The 19,206-nt window shown below is 57.2% G+C and carries 20 protein-coding genes; 10 read left to right on the top strand and 10 right to left on the bottom strand.

What is annotated here, in order from left to right:
* The first annotated feature begins 11 nt into the window (after positions 1-11).
* Positions 12-1,208 (top strand): glutamate--cysteine ligase, encoded by a 1,197-nt coding sequence (locus QZR18_RS02290; RefSeq protein ID WP_178705117.1) that lies wholly within the window; start codon positions 12-14, stop codon positions 1,206-1,208.
* Positions 1,209-1,404: 196 nt separating this feature from the next.
* Here QZR18_RS02290 and QZR18_RS02285 read toward each other — a convergent pair whose 3' ends face one another.
* Positions 1,405-2,397, bottom strand: coding sequence for a bile acid:sodium symporter family protein (locus tag QZR18_RS02285; RefSeq protein WP_178705114.1), 993 nt, complete (start codon positions 2,395-2,397; stop codon positions 1,405-1,407).
* Between the two features lie 155 nt (positions 2,398-2,552).
* Between QZR18_RS02285 and QZR18_RS02280 the strand changes: the two genes are divergently transcribed.
* On the top strand, positions 2,553-3,329 hold the full coding sequence (locus QZR18_RS02280; RefSeq protein WP_178705111.1) for a YwiC-like family protein: 777 nt from the start codon (positions 2,553-2,555) through the stop codon (positions 3,327-3,329).
* Between the two features lie 33 nt (positions 3,330-3,362).
* Complete coding sequence (locus QZR18_RS02275; RefSeq protein ID WP_048712675.1) at positions 3,363-3,746, top strand: phage holin family protein; 384 nt, start codon at positions 3,363-3,365, stop codon at positions 3,744-3,746.
* Between the two features lie 18 nt (positions 3,747-3,764).
* On the opposite strand, the gene QZR18_RS02270 is transcribed toward QZR18_RS02275, so the two are convergent.
* Positions 3,765-5,393, bottom strand: coding sequence for a hypothetical protein (locus tag QZR18_RS02270; protein ID WP_178705108.1), 1,629 nt, complete (start codon positions 5,391-5,393; stop codon positions 3,765-3,767).
* Positions 5,390-5,614 carry a hypothetical protein gene (locus tag QZR18_RS02265; RefSeq protein ID WP_295910192.1) on the bottom strand — a complete coding sequence of 75 codons (225 nt, stop codon included), beginning with the start codon at positions 5,612-5,614 and terminating at the stop codon, positions 5,390-5,392. The genes QZR18_RS02270 and QZR18_RS02265 overlap by 4 nt, the downstream gene beginning before the upstream one ends.
* Before the next feature lie 155 nt (positions 5,615-5,769).
* Between QZR18_RS02265 and purB the strand changes: the two genes are divergently transcribed.
* Entirely contained in the window at positions 5,770-7,236 is a 1,467-nt protein-coding gene (gene purB, locus QZR18_RS02260; RefSeq protein WP_178705102.1) for an adenylosuccinate lyase, read from the top strand.
* Positions 7,237-7,243: 7 nt separating this feature from the next.
* On the opposite strand, the gene QZR18_RS02255 is transcribed toward purB, so the two are convergent.
* Complete coding sequence (locus tag QZR18_RS02255; RefSeq protein WP_178705099.1) at positions 7,244-7,849, bottom strand: hypothetical protein; 606 nt, start codon at positions 7,847-7,849, stop codon at positions 7,244-7,246.
* Complete coding sequence (locus QZR18_RS02250; RefSeq protein WP_178705096.1) at positions 7,836-9,233, bottom strand: hypothetical protein; 1,398 nt, start codon at positions 9,231-9,233, stop codon at positions 7,836-7,838. The genes QZR18_RS02255 and QZR18_RS02250 overlap by 14 nt, the downstream gene beginning before the upstream one ends.
* A gap of 143 nt (positions 9,234-9,376) precedes the next feature.
* Between QZR18_RS02250 and QZR18_RS02245 the strand changes: the two genes are divergently transcribed.
* From QZR18_RS02245 to QZR18_RS02235, 3 genes are all read left to right on the top strand, one after another.
* A complete protein-coding gene (locus QZR18_RS02245) occupies positions 9,377-9,661 on the top strand; it encodes a metal-sensitive transcriptional regulator (RefSeq protein ID WP_178705094.1) in 285 nt (94 codons plus the stop codon).
* Positions 9,662-9,714: 53 nt separating this feature from the next.
* Positions 9,715-9,960 (top strand): heavy-metal-associated domain-containing protein, encoded by a 246-nt coding sequence (locus QZR18_RS02240; RefSeq protein WP_178705091.1) that lies wholly within the window; start codon positions 9,715-9,717, stop codon positions 9,958-9,960.
* A gap of 71 nt (positions 9,961-10,031) precedes the next feature.
* On the top strand, positions 10,032-12,476 hold the full coding sequence (locus tag QZR18_RS02235) for an HAD-IC family P-type ATPase (protein WP_178705088.1): 2,445 nt from the start codon (positions 10,032-10,034) through the stop codon (positions 12,474-12,476).
* A 94-nt stretch (positions 12,477-12,570) separates the two neighbouring features.
* Here QZR18_RS02235 and QZR18_RS02230 read toward each other — a convergent pair whose 3' ends face one another.
* From QZR18_RS02230 to QZR18_RS02220, 3 genes are read right to left on the bottom strand one after another with little or no spacing between them, the layout of a single operon-like run.
* Positions 12,571-14,025 (bottom strand): DUF2079 domain-containing protein, encoded by a 1,455-nt coding sequence (locus QZR18_RS02230; protein WP_178705085.1) that lies wholly within the window; start codon positions 14,023-14,025, stop codon positions 12,571-12,573.
* On the bottom strand, positions 14,025-14,876 hold the full coding sequence (locus QZR18_RS02225) for a glycosyltransferase (RefSeq protein ID WP_178705082.1): 852 nt from the start codon (positions 14,874-14,876) through the stop codon (positions 14,025-14,027). The genes QZR18_RS02230 and QZR18_RS02225 overlap by 1 nt, the downstream gene beginning before the upstream one ends.
* Positions 14,877-14,911: 35 nt before the next feature.
* Positions 14,912-15,793, bottom strand: a complete 882-nt coding sequence (locus QZR18_RS02220) for a DUF5926 family protein (RefSeq protein WP_178705079.1) — start codon at positions 15,791-15,793, stop codon at positions 14,912-14,914.
* A gap of 139 nt (positions 15,794-15,932) precedes the next feature.
* Between QZR18_RS02220 and QZR18_RS02215 the strand changes: the two genes are divergently transcribed.
* Positions 15,933-16,175, top strand: a complete 243-nt coding sequence (locus tag QZR18_RS02215) for a ribbon-helix-helix protein, CopG family (protein WP_178705076.1) — start codon at positions 15,933-15,935, stop codon at positions 16,173-16,175.
* The gene (locus QZR18_RS02210; protein WP_178705073.1) at positions 16,159-16,422 is read left to right on the top strand and encodes a type II toxin-antitoxin system RelE/ParE family toxin; all 264 of its coding nucleotides are present in this window, start codon (positions 16,159-16,161) and stop codon (positions 16,420-16,422) included. The genes QZR18_RS02215 and QZR18_RS02210 overlap by 17 nt, the downstream gene beginning before the upstream one ends.
* A gap of 4 nt (positions 16,423-16,426) precedes the next feature.
* Here QZR18_RS02210 and QZR18_RS02205 read toward each other — a convergent pair whose 3' ends face one another.
* Entirely contained in the window at positions 16,427-17,023 is a 597-nt protein-coding gene (locus QZR18_RS02205) for a TetR/AcrR family transcriptional regulator (protein ID WP_178705069.1), read from the bottom strand.
* A 127-nt stretch (positions 17,024-17,150) separates the two neighbouring features.
* Between QZR18_RS02205 and QZR18_RS02200 the strand changes: the two genes are divergently transcribed.
* On the top strand, positions 17,151-18,335 hold the full coding sequence (locus QZR18_RS02200) for an alpha/beta fold hydrolase (RefSeq protein ID WP_178705066.1): 1,185 nt from the start codon (positions 17,151-17,153) through the stop codon (positions 18,333-18,335).
* Here the strand turns inward: QZR18_RS02200 and QZR18_RS02195 are convergent.
* The gene (locus QZR18_RS02195) at positions 18,292-19,200 is read right to left on the bottom strand and encodes an HAD family hydrolase (RefSeq protein WP_178705063.1); all 909 of its coding nucleotides are present in this window, start codon (positions 19,198-19,200) and stop codon (positions 18,292-18,294) included. The two genes, QZR18_RS02200 and QZR18_RS02195, sit on opposite strands and share 44 nt — an antisense overlap.
* Between the last annotated feature and the right edge of the window lie 6 nt (positions 19,201-19,206).

Here is a 19,206-nt window from a genome sequence, read left to right as displayed (position 1 = left end):
CAAGGGGAGCTATGGCCATCTCGTTCGCACAATCTGAACGTTCAACACTTGGCGTTGAGTGGGAACTCCAGCTCATCGATATCGATTCTGAAGACCTCCGCCAATGTGCGCAGGCAATTATCACTCAAGTCTGTGCGCAGTATCCGGGAAATACGCTTGTTCACGGTGAAATGCTGCGCAATACAGTGGAATTAATTTCTCGCAAACAGACACGTGTCCGCGATGCCATTGCCGATCTCAATGAGGGCTTAGAGATGCTTGAGCCGATCACATCGGCACTCCGTGTCAACCTGACAAGCGCAGGGTCTCACCCATTTGCTAACCCTGCACACCAGCGGGTTTCAGACTCAAAACGCTATGCCGAATTGGTCAATCGCACCCAGTTCTGGGGTCGCCAAATGCTGATTTTTGGCACGCATGTTCACGTTGGGATTGAGGATCGCGCCAAAGTTCTTCCCCTTCTTGCCTTCCTCTCCACTCAGCTCGGGCGAATCCAAGCCCTGACGGCCTCGTCACCCTATTGGGCGGGAACGGACACGGGCTACTGCGACAATCGGGCGATGGTTTTCCAGCAGCTCCCCACGGCGGGTGTCCCTCAGCTTTTTACCCGCTGGGAAGAATTGGAACATTACACTCGCGACATGATGCACACCGGCATCATCTCTAATTTTGATGAGATCCGTTGGGATATTCGCCCCTCGCCTAGGCTTGGCACACTGGAAGTGCGCGTCTGCGATTCTTCCAGCAACGCGGCTGAAATTGGAGCGATCGCCGCACTTATTCACTGCCTGGTTGAATACGGTTCACGTGCTCTTGATCGAGGCGAAGAACTTCCGACTACCTCCCCGTGGTTCTTGGCTGAGAACAAGTGGCGTGCGGCGCGTTACGGGATGGATGCCATTCTGATCGAAGACATTCACGGCAATGAGCGTCACATCGATGAGCTGCTGGATGAAATGATTGAAAAACTGCGCCCTGTTGCGCAGGACCTTGATTGCGCAGAAGAGTTGGATTTCATTTCAACGATGCGCAGCATTGGTGTGGGCTACCAGCGTCAGAAGGCGGTTGCCGATGCCTGCGGTAGTCTTGAGGCCGTCGTTTCGCACCTACGTGCAGAGACTCGCGCCGGCCATCCGCTTGATCCGCAGGTGACTATTAACGCCTTCACGGAAGGTGCACACGCACCTCGTTCGGGGAACCACAACTAGGAACGGCCTTGGCATTCCGGCACTGCTGGGCATTCGAAAATTCGGGTGGATGCCAAGCCTGACTCCAGCTTGCATGACATACAGGTGGGGCGACGCATGCGATATTCGCTGCGTCGCCCCACAAGTTTCAGGCCGGTGCAATTCCGACGTGACAGCAAAACTGTGATGCTGTCGGGTATTTCCCCTCAGCGCTCGTTCAGCCCTGCTTTCCAAAGCGGCGGAAGAACATCGCCAATAGTGCACCGGAAAGGTTGTGCCAGACCGAGAAGACAGCACCAGGAAGCGCGGCCTCGGGGCTGAAGTACTTCGTCGCCAAACCGGCTGCCAAAGCCGAGTTCTGCATACCAACTTCAATTGCGGTCGTACGAGCTGCGCGGTAATCGCCGCCCGAGATACGGCCTGCGAAGTATCCGAAGAAGTAACCCAGCAGGTTATGGAGGATGACCACGACGAAGACGATGAGTGCGGATTCCATGATCTTGTCGGCGGACTTACCAACAACTGCTGCCAGCACGTAGGAGATGCCAAGGACGGAGATCCAGGGAAGAGCCGGGAGGATCTTTTCAACGTAACGGCCAGCAAGCATACGGACGATGAGGCCTGCGACCACGGGGATCAGAACGATCTGAACAATCGAGATTGCCATCTTCTTTGCATCAACAGGCATGTACTGACCGGCAAGCCACATGGTGAGAAGGGGGGTCATGAAGGGTGCCAGCAAAGTGGAGATCGATGTCATGGTCACCGAAAGTGCAACGTCACCCTTAGCCAAGTAAGAGATGACATTCGATGCGGTTCCACCCGGGGCGCATCCGACCAAGATGACGCCGGCTGCGATTGCCGGATCAAGGTTGAGCGCCTTGGTGAGGAGGAAAGCAACTCCAGGCATAATGACGTACTGCGCGATAACACCGACAATGACGGGCAGGGGGCGCTTCACGACAAGAGCAAAGTCAGGAAGGGTCAGGGTCAGGCCCATGCCGAACATAATGATGCCCAGGCCAATATTCACACCCGAGGCAAGCTTTGCTGCATGGGTCGGGAAAATCAGACCCAGAGCGAATGCCACAATAATAATGAGCGGAAATACGGTAACCGCAATGCGTGCGGAACGATCTTCTTGAGAAAGCTCGGGCTGAGCGGCAACCGAGAATGGGACGGTTTCTTCGCGTGTATCGTTTGTTGACATACCTATAACTATTGCGCTCTTGGCCCACTTCAGAAAAAGTATGTCTCAGTGAATGGGATGTTGGTGAGCACCGGCACAGAATTCGCATTTTTCTTAGGTTTGCCTTAGTGAATAGGGGCACTACACTGTTGCCCATGAATCAACGAGGATCACGGATGCGCTCACTTATTCGCCGAGGATGGCTCTCAAACGAGCATGGCGCGTGGGTAATGACTGCTCTTCCCATCGCCGTCGGAATCTGCACCCTGAAACCTCAGCCCATTCAGTTCCTTTTACTTGCCGCATGGACAGCGGCCTACTGCAGCTATCACGCACTCACCCTGTACATGGCGGCTGCACCTCAACGTCGAAAATCCTACCTACCGGCAATGGCGACCTGGGCAGCAATCGCGACCGCATGCGGAATTCCGGTCATCATTCTTCACCCGCGTCCTGTCGCGCGAATCCTGATCCCCGTGACATTCTTCTGTGCAATTGCGACATTCGAGGCGTGGAGAAAATGCCGACGCTCACTACCCTCACACCTCGCCAGCGTTCTGGCCAGCTCATGCACTTATCCACTGTCAGTGTGGGTTGTTGCTGAAGACTACTCACCACTCAAACTCTGGTGTGCGGCAGCCGCAATTGCGGCATACATGCTGGGCGCTACTCTCTACGTAAGATCATTGATCCGAGGCGCCGGGGACACACGCATGTTCGCCGTCTGTATTGCCTGGCACCTAGCGACACTAGTGGCTGGTCTTGTTGGCGTTGTGATCCACGTGATTCCGCTGTGGTCTTTGATCGCTTTTACCGCGCTTTCTGCGCGAGCAATCATTGTTCCCGCATTACAAAATTCATCACGCATCAAGCTTCGCCCCGCGGTCATTGGGATTGGCGAATACCTGGCCTGCGCCTTGATGTTTAGCGCAGTTATGGCGATCGTCGCATAGTTCTTTGCTCAGTGATAGGTGATAATTAAGCGCATGAACTTTATTCTGCGTCTTATCGGAACCGGCTTGGGACTGTGGGTCTCGGCCAAAATTGTTCCTGGAATCGTCATTGCACAGGGCACGACCCTGACTGAAACAGTCATTATGCTGGGCCTGATCGCTTTGGTCTTCACCATCGTGAATTCGATCGTACGCCCCTTGGTTTCAATCCTTGCCTTCCCCCTGTACATCCTCACTTTCGGACTCTTTGCTCTGGTGACTAATGGCATCGGTTTCATGGTGGCAAGCGGAGTTGCCCACTCTTTGGGTCTTCCTTTCTCTGTCTCTGGGATTGGAGCGGCAATTATCGGTGCGATCATCACCGCTGTTGTCTCTTCGCTGTTTGGAAGCTTGACTGGAGCATCCAAGAAGGACTGATCCTTCTTCGCTCACACATCACGTCACTCGGCGGGTATCAAAGATATAGGAGCGCGTCTGCGTCCTATCGGTGATACCTAGCCGAGTTCTTCTTTGTTCTTCCCAACGAATTACTTCCCCAATATTGGGGTTCTGTTGCGGATTCACCTGCTCGCATTCACGAATCGCCTGCGTATAGGTCCCGATGTCGTGCGCGGCAATGGGATTGTCACTGCCCTGCTTCACATCCAAGTGCTCGCTATCAAAATGCAAGGTGAGCGCATTTCCCCGATTCGTATTTGCCGCACCATCAAGGGCAGGAACAATATCGCGTGTATTTTCCATATTGAGCATGGGAACACCCGGATCAGGGTGAAAACCGGCGACGGGAGATCCCGCTGTCAGAACCGAGGCTACACTGTAGCGTGCGCGAATATCGCTTTCGGAGGCCAGCTGAGCAGCGATGATTCCACCTTGTGAGTGGCCAATGAACTCAACGGGTTCATCACTGCGAATTCCCGCCATATCCATAGCCTCCTTCACCGCACGAAGCTGATCTGAATCAGATTGACCAACAGCTTGAAGGTTCGTCAGCATGTCCTGGGGATTATCCTCACCGGGTCCCCACTTCTGCGTTCCTCGAATCATGACGGACCACGAACGGCGTTCCTGGCCCTGTTCATCTGTAGTGACATGCTGAAGGATCTCGATCTGACCTTCATCCGCGCTTGAGCGCAGTTCTCCGATCCTCTCAAGGGCTGCCGAGGCCTGAAGTGGAGTGTTCACATGAGGGGGAGCTCCACTCCCCCCTTGCCTGACTCCCAAGGCTGCCTGCTGGGGCGTCGGTGCGTGTTTGGGGTAGTCAATAACGCTATGAGCCGCATAAAGGGCAACACCAAAAGCCCCACAGTATGTGCGTACTTTTCCGCCATCAGCAACACCTTCCAATACCCGTGTACTTGACGGAGCTCCCCCACCGGAAGCGGCCGGAAGCGACTGCGGCGAAACCCGCACTCCACTGTGCCGGCCAAACATTAACCAGCCCATCGCCGCATAGAACGTTGATGCTTGGGCCGCGGCATCGCGCGTCACTTCTGCGTTCTCATGCGAATTCGTACCACTGAGCATTCGGGCCATTTCGCCAACGTCATACTGGGTCCGAATACCCAGCTCTGCGTCTTTTGGTTGATGGATGAAGGAATAGCCGTGAGATGCAACAATCACCCCTCCATGAACCAATCCAACAGGAGCCATGAGAAAGGGAAGGTTTGGATTTAGGTACTTTCCAAAGCGTCCAATCCTTTGTGAGAGCACTAAGCCACCACCCCAGGTATTGAATCCCAAACCGCCGTCTAAACGGGCGCAGGTGCGCTGGTAGGCTCGGACATCGGCCTCGGCACCAGAGTGGATACGCGCAACATAGGCAAGCTTTTTCGCACAACTATCCACCCGCTCACTGAGGTGCGCGCCGAGTGAGTAAAAGTGGTCGGCCAGCTCGCCACACTTGTGAATCCTCAAGTCTTGGACCATCCCAGCGAGCATATCCAGCTGCTCATCACAGGCATTTTTGATTTTCCTCATTGCGAGGACATCATCTACCAATGCCTCAGTATCGATTCGCGTTTGCGAAGAAGAGACAAGCATCCACGACACAGATTCATCGCTCATGACTGTCCCTCCAGACTTGCCATTTCCAGTTGCGCAAGTTCTTTCAGCTGCGATGCCAGTGCGGACCAAGAATTCGATCCCTTCGCAATTTGATCAATTTCTACGCGCGCACCTTCACTTCCGTTTCCGGTCCATGACGACAGAGAAAACTCATTCATTGTTGCGGCGATATCCGCACAATTGTCTGCTATTACCTGAAGCGACTGACATACCGTGAACATCAACATACGTGTCAGAGTATGAGGACCCTCTTCTCGCTTCAGACACATCACAATTTCTGTGGAAAACACCGAAAACCCGTCACGACTGTGTGTGAATACAAGGTTTCAAACCCTGGTCCCGTGGCAACGCGGCCTCGGTCTGAGATGATTAAGACATGACTTCGCAGCAAGGATCCATGTTTTCGCCCGAAATGGGATACGCAGACCTAGCAGCAACTGGCCAGGCGCTTTCTCCGCTGGACGGTCGCTACCGTCCTCAAACCCAAGAACTGACTCAGTACCTTTCAGAGGCCGCACTCAATCGAACCCGAATTTTTGTCGAGATTGAGTGGATGATTGAGCTGCTGCGACGGGGCGTCATTGCTCACGCACCCGAGATCTCTGATGCCGAATTGGACTACCTGCGTGCACTTCCTCAGAATTTCAACGCAGATTCCATTGCCGAACTCGCCCAGATCGAAGCCGAAACCCGCCACGACGTAAAGGCAGTCGAGTACTACATTGATCATCGCCTTGAGGCAGCGCGCGATGCTCTCGGTCCCACCACCGTACTTCCCTCGCTTCGTCCGCTGGTCCATATTTTTGCGACCTCAGAGGACATCAATAACCTCTCGTATGCGCTCAATGTTCAAGCTGCCGTTCGCCAAGTGTGGTTGCCTCGTGCACAGGCGCTATATTCGCGACTTCTTGAATTGGCTCAAAATGGCGCGGATGTTCCCATGCTTGCGCGTACCCATGGCCAACCGGCAACTCCGGTCACTATGGGTAAGGAATTAGCGGTTTTCGCCTATCGCCTCTCTCGCCAGCTCTCGCGAATTGAAGACGCGGAATACTTGGGCAAAATGAATGGAGCCACTGGAACTTGGGCCGCTCACCGCATTGCACTGCCTGAGGTTCCCTGGCCGCTTCTTACGAAAGATTTTGTGGAGCGCCTCGGTCTGACGTGGAACCCGTTAACGACTCAGATCGAGTCTCATGACTGGCAAAGCGAGCTCTACAGCGATATTTCGCGCTTCGGACGCATTGCTCATAATCTTTCGACGGATTGCTGGACCTACATTTCTTTGGGTTATTTCCATCAAAAGCTTGGTGCGCAAGGGTCAACCGGCTCTTCGACAATGCCGCATAAGGTCAACCCCATTCGTTTTGAGAATGCCGAGGCTAATTTTGAGATTTCCTGCGCGCTGTTGGAAACCCTTGCTCAGACTTTGGTGACATCGCGACTTCAGCGCGATCTGACGGATTCCTCAACTCAGCGCAATATCGGAGTGGCTTTGGGGCACTCGCTTGTTGCGATCGATAATTTGACCCGCGGTTTAGAGGGAATCGAACTGAATTCACAGGTCATGGCTGAGGAATTGGCACAGCATCCCGAAGTTCTTTCCGAGGCCATTCAGCAGGTCATGCGTCTTGCCTCCCTTGAGGGGCGCGACGGTATGGAGAACCCCTACGAACGCATGAAGGAACTGACGCGCGGACACGATATCGATATCCACCGTCTGCGTGAGTTTGTATCTTCTTTGGATTTACCCGAAGACCACAAGCGCCGACTCATGGAGCTCACTCCTGAGACCTACACGGGTTATGCACCCGACATGGTCGATTGGATCAGCGCAGAGTAACGCAGGTTTAGACGGGCTTCCAGCCACTATCAAATGCGGGTGCCCCCAAGCGCTCAAAGAGCTCTTCGGGGCGCACCTGCAGGGAAGAGTACCCCAGAGCGCGCATGTCGACGATGTCCTCATCACCACATTGAAGCGTGCCTTCAATGACGATCGGCGCAATTTCGGGATTACGCCATGCTGCCTCTACAGCCGCAGCCAGTAGGCCCTGCGCAGCACGCGCACGAAGGTCTTCCGCTAGCTCTTCGCCGCAAGCCGTCATTACTACAGTGAAGCAAACCATGGTTGGTTTCCCAAAGCCTTCGTTCACCTGGACTTCGCAGCGATCGACATCCCATGGAGCGGAATTCACATTGCCGTATTCACCGCGCACAACCTGCTTTTCAAGGGTTGAGCGAAGCCTTACCTCGATCATGCGGGCGAAGCGCTGAGAGCGCCCTTCCCTATTGCTTGGCCGCAGACGGGTAAGTGCAGCTCCTACTCCGAGCGTTGCAATTCCCATAGCAGCAAGGCCCAGGGGGTTAGAAATCCTTGGGATATCGTCAGAGATGCGCTGGAGCGCAGACCCATTCATCATTCCCAAGATCCGCTTGAGTGATCTATTCGCTTCCATGCGTCACCCCATCGTGATTGTCATCAGCTTCTTGTGCATTACAGGTGAGTTGCCGAGCATGAATGCCCTTCACTCGAGACCACACTCCCGAATTTGGGTCATCGAGCTCTTGCCATACGTCATAAATACGCACGCGAGTAGGCTCATCGCCCTGTGGGAGCATCGCTTGGAGTGTACAAACCGCCTGTCCGACTCGATCCCACCGGGTGATAGCACTGCGACGCTCAAGGTGTCCCACCGTTTCGGTGTACGTCGACGAGGAATGCGCATAGTACAGGGCGCGCAGTCGTGGCTGAATGAGCTTTCGTCCCACCATGATCCGATGGTCGGGGGCACGAGCCGGTGTCCCGTCAGTAGACGGAACAACATCCTGATCATGGGCAATATCGACCATGACAACTTCTGGACGAATTCGTGTTCGCCTGGCGGGAGCTCCCATAGCGAGAATCGCACGGACATCAATTCCCGCCTCCTGCGCAGGTAGGCTTCCCAAATTAACCGCGATCAGACCGCCCTGAGAATGACCGGCAAGCATCACTGGCTCCGTAGCAAAGCCTTCAGGATCGACTCCTTCTTCACTCATCGCCTGGTGAAGTGCCACAATAATGCCCGCGCGCATAGACGAGGGCATTCCCAATGCCTCTCGAATATTGGCCTCCATGTCTGCCGGGTTGGGGGTTGATGGAGTGTCAAAGTGCTGTGTTCCGGGAATTGACACGAGCCAACGACGTGTCTTCCCCTGGCCTACGCGCGTGATTTTGATGGACTGCCCATAGGTTCCAGCCCAGTACATGTCATCGATATCCGCTGCCATGTCTTGAAGTGAGCGCGGCGCCCAAAGACGCTTGATCTGAGAATGCGGTCGTCCTGGAATCTCAATAAAATCCTGGCCACCATCAGAATCAAAATACTTATCTGCATGTGCCGTTCCACCAGTCATTTGCCCCAGCGAAGTACCGACAATGAGCATTCCCGCCATCAGAGCTTCAAAGCCATCACGAGGCGTCACCTGCGCCAAGCGTTGAAGTTTACCTGTGCGATCCAATCCAATGACAGAGTCCAGTGCCGCTGCTGCGTGAACGATTTTCCCAGCACTGCCAGCGATGCCACAGAGGACACGAACAAAAAGCGTGTCCAATCCGGGGTCCCGGAAGAAGATCGACTGGGATTGTTCTGATACCTGTTCACCCAGACGATCTGACTCCATTCGGAGACGCGAGCGAATACCCGATGGAAGAAATCCCAGTGTCGAGGCCCCAGCAACCGCGAGCGCGGAGAGCAGTTTAGGTGCAAGCGGGATCACTTTTGCACGCAGGTAGAGGGAAGTAAAAGACCCCGGCACACGACGCCGTGCGTAATACGAACGGTGGTGTTGTCGTCTCATTACCTCTCCTTCCCTTGGTGCAAGCCTAAACCCCCTGACGTGCATCTGCGTCCAGATTGAATCAGCGAGAGTTTCCCTCACTATATTTCCTATTGACGCACATACCCCCCGGGGGTATATTTAGAAGCGCAAGGAGGAACACCATGGCCCACGGATATACCGAAGAAACCGAGCACTACCTCAAGCGCCTTCGCAGAATCGAAGGCCAACTGAGGGGGTTGCAACGAATGGTTGCAGAGGATACCTACTGCATTGATGTCCTCACTCAAATCTCGGCAGTGCAGTCAGCGCTGGACTCCGTCGCACTGTGCCTCCTTGAAGACCACATGAATCACTGCGTCCTTCACGCCGCTCAGCACAGCGAAGAAGAAGGACGCGAAAAGATCCAAGAAGCCGCAAAGGCAATCGCGCGACTGGTGAAGTCCTAAGCGCGCACCGTAACGTCTCTCCATTTTTCCCACCACCAAAGAAAGGCGCCATCATGGCACAGGAAATTGACCGCACCGTCGAACTCTCCATCAACGGAATGACCTGCGGACACTGCGTCGCATCTGTCACCGAAGAACTGAGTGAGATCCCCGGCGTCCTGAACGTCGAGGTCATCCTCAACTCCGGCGCAACCTCGAAGGCCACCGTTGTCACCAACACCGAACTCGATGACAACGCTCTGCGCGATGCTGTTTCCGAGGCCGGCTACGAACTGGTCGGAATCGCTCGCGATTTCTGATCTCCTCATCCGGGGGCGCCATCAGGTGCCCCCGGATATCCCGTGAACCACACACGACAGAATCAATCAGAATGACTACCGAAACTCACCACACATCAACTAATACTGAGAGCGAACACTTAGGAGACGGCCTACTGCGCCGCGCTGCGGATCTACGCAACCGCTTCCTTGTGACCCTCCCCTTCACCATCATCGTTCTGGGCCTGTCCATGGTTCCTCCACTTCAATTCCCCGGCTGGCAGTGGGTCGTCGCTTTCCTCTCGCTACCCGTCGTGATCTGGGGTGCCGCCCCCTTCCATCGCGCTGCCTTCCAGGCCGGACGCCATGGATCTTCGACCATGGATACCCTGGTCTCCCTCGGTGTCATCGCCTCGAGCTTGTGGTCGTGGTATGCCCTACTCTTTGGCGGCGCAGGCATGATCGGCATGCGCATGCAGACGTCGCTCATCCCAGCGAACAGCCACGCAACGCACGCAGAAATCTACTTCGAGGGTGCCTGTGCAATCGTTACTTTCCTTCTGGCCGGCCGACTGATGGAGGCACGGACGCGCTATCACTCCGGTGATGCCTTGCGTTCTCTTCTTGAGCTCGGTGCGAAGGACGCAATCCTCGTTGAAGGAAGTGGCACGGATCGCCAGTTCCGCACCATCCCCGCAGCTGAACTTCGCGTCGGAGACCTCTTCCAGGTTCGTCCCGGAGACAAGGTTGCAACCGATGGCATCGTTGAAGAGGGTTCCAGCGCTTTGGATACCTCGCTCATGACGGGTGAATCTCTTCCCCGCGAAGTATCCCCTGGTAGCGCGGTCACCGGAGGGACCCTCAACACTTCGGGAGCATTGATCGTCCGCGCAACCGCCGTTGGATCCGAAACTCAGCTGGCTCACATCGGCCAGATGATTACCGAGGCCCAGGCAACAAAGGCCCCCGTCCAACGTCTTGCGGACCGTATTTCTTCGGTGTTCGTTCCGACGATCATTGTGCTTTCCCTACTGACTTTGGCAGGATGGCTCATTGCCGGAGCTGGCGCTCAAAGCGCAATCACCGCAGCCGTTGCCGTCCTGGTTGTTGCCTGCCCCTGTGCTCTTGGTCTGGCTACGCCAACCGCACTCCTTGTAGGTTCGGGCAAGGCCGCGCAGATGGGTATCCTCATTTCTTCCGCTGAGGTCCTTGAGCGCACGCGCAGCATCGACACGATCCTCCTTGATAAGACCGGCACCTTAACAAAGGGTGCCATGTCATTGGAGTCCGTGATCCTTCCTGATGGAAGCACGAATTCTCCCGATGCCCAGTCCAGCGAGGATGCGCTCAGCGTGACCGCCTCGCTGGAATCTGCCTCGGAGCACCCGATTGCCCGTGCGCTCACTGCGGCTGCCCACGAGCGCGAGCTTCCCTCGCACCCAGTTCGCGAGCTGCGCAACCACCCCGGACTTGGGGTTTCCGCGCTCGCCGAGGACGGCGCACTCCTTCTGGCCGGCCGCGTGAGCTGGCTGGGTGAGCTTGGCATTTCCCTTCCTCAGTCTGCGCTTTCCGCGATCTCCGAGGCCGAGGCCACGGGAGCGACCGTTGTGGCCAGCGCGCGCGTTGAGGGCTGGCAGGAAACTTCCTCCGCTGGTGATACGGACCCGACGCAGGCTTCGGAGCCCACGCAAGAGAACGAGGATGGCGGAATCATCGTCGATATGGCCGTGGGCGGCATGACCTGTGCTTCCTGCGTTCGCAGAGTTGAGCGCAAGTTGGGTAAGCTCGATGGCGTTCACGCCCAGGTCAACCTGGCAACTGAGAGCGCTCGAATCACCCTTTCACACGATTACAGCGATGCACAGCTTGAAGAGGTTGTGAAGGCAGCAGGCTACGAGCCTCAGGTACGTTCGCGTCGGCTTGCATCCGCTCAAGCACCCACAGCGACACTCACACCTCAAACGCGCGAACTTCCCGAGCACCTCGATGGCGTGCTTCTGGGGGCATTCGTTGTGCGTGACACGGTGAAGGAGTCATCAAAGGATGCGATTGCCCAGCTTAAGGCCTTGGGTATCACTCCGACCTTGCTCACTGGTGATCACGAATCTGCAGCACGTTTTGTCGCTTCGCAGGTCGGTATTGATTCGGTCATCGCGGGAGTCCTTCCCGCAGATAAGCGCGATGCGGTGATGCGCCTTCAAGAAGAAGGCCACCAGGTAGCCATGGTGGGTGATGGTGTTAATGACGCGGCTGCTCTGGCACAGGCCTCGACTCAGGGCTTGGGTATTGCCATGGGTTCGGGTGCCGATAGTGCAATCGCTGTCGCCGATATGACGCTGGTGAGCTCGGATCCAACGATGGCTGCCGCTGCGATTCGTATTTCGCGCGCAACGCTGAAGGTCATCAAAGAGAACCTCTTCTGGGCCTTCTTCTACAACGTCCTTGTGATTCCGCTCGCGATTTTCGGGCTTCTCAACCCGATGCTCGCTTCGGCTGCAATGGCCATGTCCTCGGTGTGTGTTGTCCTCAATTCCATGAGGCTGCGCCGCGCGCACTGAGGTATCACGCTCATACGTCGTGCCCCCGCGATTTCTCGCGGGGGCACCGTGCGTCTTGACCGATATAACGCTCAATCAATTCCAGTCAAGCGCGTTAGCTGCTGCGTTTAACGACCTGGAAACCGCCCTGGTTATACACCAATTCGAAACTATGCCCTGGATGCGCACCCTGCGCGTAGGCCACGGCATCGACATTCTTCTGATCTCCCCACGCGGCTCCACGTTGGTCGACAACGACATAGTCGACGTCAACATTCTTAGCGGATCCCACCCAATACACCTCGTGGCGTGGAACCAAGTAGGCCAGCAGGGTGAGATCAGTTTCGACCTGTGAATTCTCAGGGATGAGCTCATTGATCTCTTGAGCCTGGGCCATTCGAGGACTCAGAGTTCCAAAACCCGGATTCGTCATCTGCCACATCGGAAGCTGCGGAGCGGTCACAAAAGCCGCAGCGCAGGGCAGTGCCAATGCAATTGTTGCCACCACAGGACGCTGCGCGCTGGTTACCCAGCCCAAGCCTCGGGAAATCGAGGAATCCTGCTGCGAAGACCACCGGCGATGCACATCCAACAAGGCACCCAAGAGGATGGGGATCAAAATCGCGTTGTAGTGCCAGTGCTTCCAATCCCAGTAGTAGTCAACAGAACCCAAGAAACGCCACGCAATTGTCGGCATGATGACCCAGAACCAGGGAGATGCCATACCAATGATGCCGGCCCCCAAAATCACCATGGCAATCACGCCGTACTTTTGGGCAGGCCACAGCGCACGCTCGATCAGAGTGACATCCCCCTGATTACTGTTTCCATCCAAGCTGTAGGCCCAGGTACCTGAGGCATTAAAGGCGGGCAGAAGCAGCTTCACCGTCACGAAGAAGGCAAGAAGTCCAAAGACCGCGAAGAACAAGGGATAGGTGAAGGACTTTTCGCTCTCCCGGCCTCGCCACGCCAACACAATGCCAATCATCATGACGGTGAGGCCAAGGTCTTCCTTCACCAAGACCAAAGGCGCTGACCATGCCATAACGGCAACCCAGCGACCCTCAACAAATGCGGCAGAGGCCCAGGCAAGAAGGGGAACAGCAAAGGCAACCTCATGGAACTGCGAGGCAACAGCACCCTGGAATCCCCATGCGGTGACATACCCAATCCCAACGAATGTTCCAAGAAGCCACCCGGCTTGCTTGCTGGCTAGACGAACCAGCGGCCACGCCGAAACCGCAATCAACAGATCTTGAACGATCAGCAGGGTCAGTCCCGACGGGAAGAAGCGATATACCAGCCCCAGAAGAACCAAGATGGGGTGGAAGTGATCGCCCAGAAGGTTGTAGCCCGGTCCCTTCACGGGAACGATCGGCGCAGAGAAGTGAGAATAGGACTTCGCCGCCTCGGTGAAAATAGCCAGATCCCACGAAGGGACGGTCAGCGAACGCCACTGGCCAACCGAGAAGGTGATGTACAGGCAGGCGCCCAGGACAACGGAAAGTGCAGCGGGAAGATAGGCCGCAAGCGCGCGGGATGTACGCAAACGGGTACCTTTTTCAGACATTAACTGGTTTCTCCTGCAGGTGATTGGGATACGGGAGTGTGCTCGGGATCAGGGTAGGGGGCACCCAAGCGTTGAAGAGAGACAGGGGTTCGGAAGCGACGGCGCAGTCGCACTTTGCGCAGCGCAAGCATCGTCGAGGTCCATGCGACATCGGCTAGGCTCGCCGGCCGGTTGAGTGCGACCAAGCTGTGATCATCACCTGTGTGCTCAAAAGCGCAGGGCAATTCAATAGCGGTCATCCCCAAAGCGAGCAGCCGGACCTTCATGTCCAATTCGAGGCCGTAGCCATTGGCGAAGGGCATGATCGCGTTGAGCGCCTCGCGGGTAATACACAGCTGTTCGGACAGGGGTGCTTGACAATTCCAACCCGTTTGGCGCCGAATCGTATTGTGTGCGAGGCGTTGCGCGGCGGTCTCTTTGCGCGCGCTGCTCGGATCTTCGCTGCCGAGGCCCGCGGGAACAGCGCAGGCAAGGTCCGCACGGCCACTGCTGATGGCCTCGACAAGGAAGGCGGCATCGACGGCGCTCTCCCCCAAGTCTCCCGAGAGAAAGAGGATGTGGCGTCCGGGGGCATCCACGCGATCGCGCATTGCTGCAACTTTCACTCCCGTTTCACGTGCCGAAGCCCGGCCTCGGGGAACGGAATGGCGAACGACAACCGCACCGGCTGCGCGAGCATACTTCCCGGTTTCGTCGTCCGAGCCATCGTCAATGACAATCAGCAGGTCAACGCCAGGGATTGCGCGGCATGCACGAACAGTTGAGGCGATCTGCCGACCCACATTGTGGGCACAGATAATCGCAGCGACCTTCTGGGAAGGTGAGGGTTCGACGGATTGAACGGGAGTCACTCTGTTAGTCTATCCCGCTCACGTGCCGCCTCTCCTTAGCGAATCGTGACCTGGCGGGAAACGAGGCCCTGGCGCGCGCGACGTTCGTCTGCACTCAGCGGGGTGGTTTCCTTCAGCGCCTTCTCGACATTTTCCGCAAGAGCCTTCGCATCTGCGGCAACATCTTCTGCAGAAGCGCCTTCAGCAAGCTCAAAAACCGGGATTGCCAGACCGCATGCCCGGAAAGCTCCGACGAAGCGCGAGCCTTCTCCCAATCGGGCATTTCCGGCTGCCTGCAGGCGTGCCAATGCGTCGAAGAGCTTGTGTTCGGGGGCGTCCGAAACGTAGCGGATGAAGTTGCGGTTCATTTCGCACCAGTACATGCCTTCTGTACCGGGCACTGCAGCGGTAGGAACAACGTCGGCGCGGTTTTGCTCAAGAGCATCGCGCATTTCGGGGGTGAGTTCCTGATTCGGGTCAAACCAGTAACCGAAATCGGCAACGATCTCCATATCGCCAAACGCCTTCGGATCAACAATGTCCTGGAGGTGAGGGGCGGGCTCGCGCACATCAATATCGATGACGCCGTCAACACCGTCGGACTGTGCTTGAAGAGCAGCAAGAAGAGCTGCCGCAACGTCGTGTGAGAGATCGCCCGAGTTCGAGCGAGTCTGCAGGCCGACGAGGATACGTCCATCGGGGCGAATCATTGCGGGATGGCCATCGGGCAGCAGGGTAACAATGTCGAAGTCTGCACCGCCGTGTTCTTCACTGGTGCGTCCGCTCAGCGTTGCGCAAGGGATGATTTCGCGCATCGCGACCAGTTCGACCTCGTTAGGAAGTCCTTCAAAAGGACGTTCCACGAAGGGGATCGGGGGGCGGTATGCCGGGCGATCTGCGCTGACTGCTACTTTTTTACGACGTGAGGCTTTTCCCATGGGGCTATCGTAGCGGTTTTTGCCCAATCGACGAGGTGGGGGCTGGGCGAGCCGGTTCACCCGTCTTTCTCTCCAATTAGCCTTTCCAACTGACACCTCGGGAGAGTAGACTACGCGTAGTCACTTTTGAGGAGGACATATGTCTACTGCACGGGTTGCACGCTCCGTCAAGCTCGATCCCGAAATCGACGCCCGTCTCACGACCCTCGCTGAGCGGACGGGACGAACGAAGTCGTTCTACATGAATCGCGCCATCGAGTCAGCGCTCGAGGAGATTGAGCTGGCCTACTCACTGCAGGCAGAGCTAGAGGACATCCGCAGTGGACGCGCAGCATCGGTGAGCCTTGACGAGGCGGTGAAGACCCTTGGCCTGGAAGGCTGAGCTGTCACCGCGCGCACTGAAACAGCTCAGCAAGCTCGATAAGCCGACCGCGAGACGCATCATCAACTACCTCCGTGAGACTGCGAGCAGCGAGGATCCCCGCTCGCGAGGGAAGGGACTGACCGGCAACCTCGCAGGATTTTGGCGATACCGTGTCGGCAGCTATCGGATCATAGCTTCTATCGAAGATGATGAGTTAGTGATCCTCGCCATCAACATCGATCACCGCTCACGCATCTACCGCTGACCTATCAAACGCCGAAACCCTCGATGAAGAGCTCGCGGGCGCGATCGATCGCGGCGAGTTCCTTGTCCGTAAGAGGCTTGGTGGCGCTGCGCTCGATGAAGGTGAGGACGACCGAGGCGTAGACATTGGCAGCAAGCGGCAACACATCGTCATCCAAACGGCCACGCGCCCAATCGGTAAATACCGAACAGCACGTGCGATAAAGCTGCTCGTGCAGGTCGCCGTCACCGCCCACGCGAATGGCCAGCAGAGTCTTCAGGGCATTGCCATTGCGCGCGTACACATCGGCGAGGTGCCGAGCCACGACTCGGGCGTCACGCTCTTCGGCGAACCACAGGCCCTCGAGCGCCGGGGTGATCTCATCAAGAAGGAAAGACACGACCTCGGCAAGCAGCGCATCCTTGTCGGTGTAGTGGTCATAAAAAGTCGTGCGCGACACCATCGACGCGGCGCAGATGTCGGTGACACTGACGTGCGCATATGGCTTGGCCTGGCACACCTTGAGGAGGCCCGAGCGGATCGCCCGACGCGTCTTCCGGATTCGCAGGTCGAGATTCTTCTCGGTTTCGCGCCCGTGCTTATCTGCGCTACGCAGGAACATGTCTCTCCGATCATTTTTCCACTATCGATGGGCTTATCCTACGCATAACGGTTGCACCGTACGATATCTAACATTCTGTTCGTTATTGTGCGGTCCACCGCACGTAGACAGGCGATACAGTCGATGCATGTTCACCGAATACACCGGCAACCGCCAATTTGACCTGCAGCTCAACCGGACCTTCGCTCCGATACTCGACCGCGTCGGCATGGATACGATCGCGACCACCACGCTCCCCAACATTCGATCAACAAAACAGATCACGGCGCTTGCGCATAGCCTCGCCGAGCGCTTCTCATCCGAGGGGGATGCGGATGCCGCGTGGCGCCTCTACGAGCTCGCGGCCTTTTACCTCGGGGACAACGACCCCCGTAAGCGAAGCTTCATCGACGCCATGTCCGCCTCCTTCGACGAGGCCCACCGAGGCCTCGCCCTCACCCGACACACTGTTCCTTATGGAGGCGGGGAGCTGACCGCGATGCGATGGGAGGCCGACCCGACCGACCGCGCGCAGGCCCCCGCGGGCACACCGCGCACGCTCGTCATGATGAACGGCTTCGACGGGTACGCCGAGGAGATCATTGACTTCGCATCCCACTTCCCGACTCGCCCCTTCGACATCATCAGCTTCGACGGACCGGGTCAGGGGCACACGGTGGCGGCGGGCATGCCGCTCGAGCCCGAATGGGAGCGCCCGACGGACGCGGTCATGGACTACTTCGGAGTTCAGAGTGCAGCCGCACTCGGCGTGTCCTTCGGCGGTTACCTCGTCATGCGGGCGGCCGCCTACTGCCCGCGCATCAGCCACGTCATCGCCTTCGACATGATGTACCGGCTCCTGGACGGCCTGACGCTGCCACTGCCTCGTCCCCTGCGCCCCATCGCGGACGCGATCGTGGGGAACCCGAGGCCCGCATGGCTTATCGATGCCGCGCTGAGGACGGCCTCACGACTGAGCGCGGACCTGTCATGGAAGCTGCGGGAGGCCTCGCACATGACGGGACTACACCGGCCCAGCCAGGTATTGCGAGCGTTCGGCGACTACACGATGGAACCCCTCGAGGGGCGCATCACCCAGCCGTGCCTCATCCTCGCCGGGGACGCGGACCAGTACGTTCCCTTCGAGCGCCTGGGCGACGTACGCCGAGCGTTGCGGAACGCGGAGTCGCTGGAGGTACACGCGTTCCATCACGCGCAGGATCCGGACATGGCGCAGCACTGTCAGATCGGGGACTTGGACCGTGCCTTCGCGATCATGGGCAGCTGGCTCAGCAGGACGCGACCCCACACCAGCGCAAAATTGCCCGCATGACGGCGGCCGCACCATCGTTTTCGACTGCTGCCGCAACGAAATCGCTGTGGATGCGAATCTCCTCGGTGGCGCCGCCCATGGCAACACCAAAGGCTGCCCACTCGATCATGGCAATGTCGTTCGTACCGTCGCCAATAGCGACACTTCCTTCAACGGGAAGCGAGAGATCCCGTCGGAGTTCATCAAGTCCGCTGGCTTTCGTCACTCCGAGTGAACTGATATCAGCCCAGGAGGTCCAGCCGACGAAAACCTCGTGAGTCTTCGCAAAGGGCAGTGCACACAAGATGCTTTCGAAAGCATCGCGGTCCAAAGCGGGTTCACGAATGACAAGCTTGGGTGTACGCATCGAACGAAGTTCGTCGACGCTCACCAACTCGGTGTCTTCAACGATCTCCCCTTCGGGAAAACCTGTTGAAATTAAGCGAAGGTTACGGTCTTCAACACCGAAACGCGCATGCGGAAGAGCCGTCAACGCCTCGTCGATCACCTCGGCGGGGAAAAACTCATGGCGATGCACAATCTCGTACCCGGCCTCGTGAACGCGAGCAAGGACCGCACCATTGGACGCGACAATCCACCCGCGGCGGAAACCCAGCAGCGGGAGAACGGGAAGGACTGCACCCATTGAGCGGCCGGTCGCGATAACGACCTGCGCACCGGCGCGGCTGAGCGCTGCAATCGATTCAACGACCTGTGTGCTGGCACCGCTCGGACTCAAAATCGTCCCATCGATGTCCAGGGCGACCATCACCTGCGTAATATCACGCGGGAAAGTGGAAGGAAGCGCATCGAGCGCCTCCCCCACCAGCTCCTCGAAAGGACGGGGAGCTTCACCGCTCAGCGGCGCCGTCAAATAGCTGGTCACGCAACC

The sequence above is a fragment of the uncultured Actinomyces sp. genome, from assembly GCA_900541895.1.
Classification (GTDB): domain Bacteria; phylum Actinomycetota; class Actinomycetes; order Actinomycetales; family Actinomycetaceae; genus Pauljensenia.
The sequence above is the reverse complement of the archived record's forward strand: the minus strand, read 5'-3'. Positions and strand labels throughout refer to the sequence as shown.

Excerpts from the sequence above, each read along its gene's own strand:
- QZR18_RS02240 (WP_178705091.1), top strand. The coding sequence starts at position 9,715 with ATGGCACAGGAAATTGACCGCACCGTCGAACTCTCCATCAACGGAATG.
- QZR18_RS02255 (WP_178705099.1), bottom strand. The coding sequence starts at position 7,849 with ATGGAAGCGAATAGATCACTCAAGCGGATCTTGGGAATGATGAATGGG.
- QZR18_RS02220 (WP_178705079.1), bottom strand. The coding sequence starts at position 15,793 with ATGGGAAAAGCCTCACGTCGTAAAAAAGTAGCAGTCAGCGCAGATCGC.
- QZR18_RS02285 (WP_178705114.1), bottom strand. The coding sequence starts at position 2,397 with ATGTCAACAAACGATACACGCGAAGAAACCGTCCCATTCTCGGTTGCC.
- QZR18_RS02215 (WP_178705076.1), top strand. The coding sequence starts at position 15,933 with ATGTCTACTGCACGGGTTGCACGCTCCGTCAAGCTCGATCCCGAAATC.
- QZR18_RS02270 (WP_178705108.1), bottom strand. The coding sequence starts at position 5,393 with ATGAGCGATGAATCTGTGTCGTGGATGCTTGTCTCTTCTTCGCAAACG.
- QZR18_RS02275 (WP_048712675.1), top strand. The coding sequence starts at position 3,363 with ATGAACTTTATTCTGCGTCTTATCGGAACCGGCTTGGGACTGTGGGTC.
- QZR18_RS02280 (WP_178705111.1), top strand. The coding sequence starts at position 2,553 with ATGCGCTCACTTATTCGCCGAGGATGGCTCTCAAACGAGCATGGCGCG.
- QZR18_RS02290 (WP_178705117.1), top strand. The coding sequence starts at position 12 with ATGGCCATCTCGTTCGCACAATCTGAACGTTCAACACTTGGCGTTGAG.
- QZR18_RS02250 (WP_178705096.1), bottom strand. The coding sequence starts at position 9,233 with ATGAGACGACAACACCACCGTTCGTATTACGCACGGCGTCGTGTGCCG.
- QZR18_RS02200 (WP_178705066.1), top strand. The coding sequence starts at position 17,151 with ATGTTCACCGAATACACCGGCAACCGCCAATTTGACCTGCAGCTCAAC.
- QZR18_RS02205 (WP_178705069.1), bottom strand. The coding sequence starts at position 17,023 with ATGTTCCTGCGTAGCGCAGATAAGCACGGGCGCGAAACCGAGAAGAAT.
- purB (WP_178705102.1), top strand. The coding sequence starts at position 5,770 with ATGACTTCGCAGCAAGGATCCATGTTTTCGCCCGAAATGGGATACGCA.
- QZR18_RS02245 (WP_178705094.1), top strand. The coding sequence starts at position 9,377 with ATGGCCCACGGATATACCGAAGAAACCGAGCACTACCTCAAGCGCCTT.
- QZR18_RS02230 (WP_178705085.1), bottom strand. The coding sequence starts at position 14,025 with ATGTCTGAAAAAGGTACCCGTTTGCGTACATCCCGCGCGCTTGCGGCC.
- QZR18_RS02235 (WP_178705088.1), top strand. The coding sequence starts at position 10,032 with ATGACTACCGAAACTCACCACACATCAACTAATACTGAGAGCGAACAC.
- QZR18_RS02265 (WP_295910192.1), bottom strand. The coding sequence starts at position 5,614 with ATGTTCACGGTATGTCAGTCGCTTCAGGTAATAGCAGACAATTGTGCG.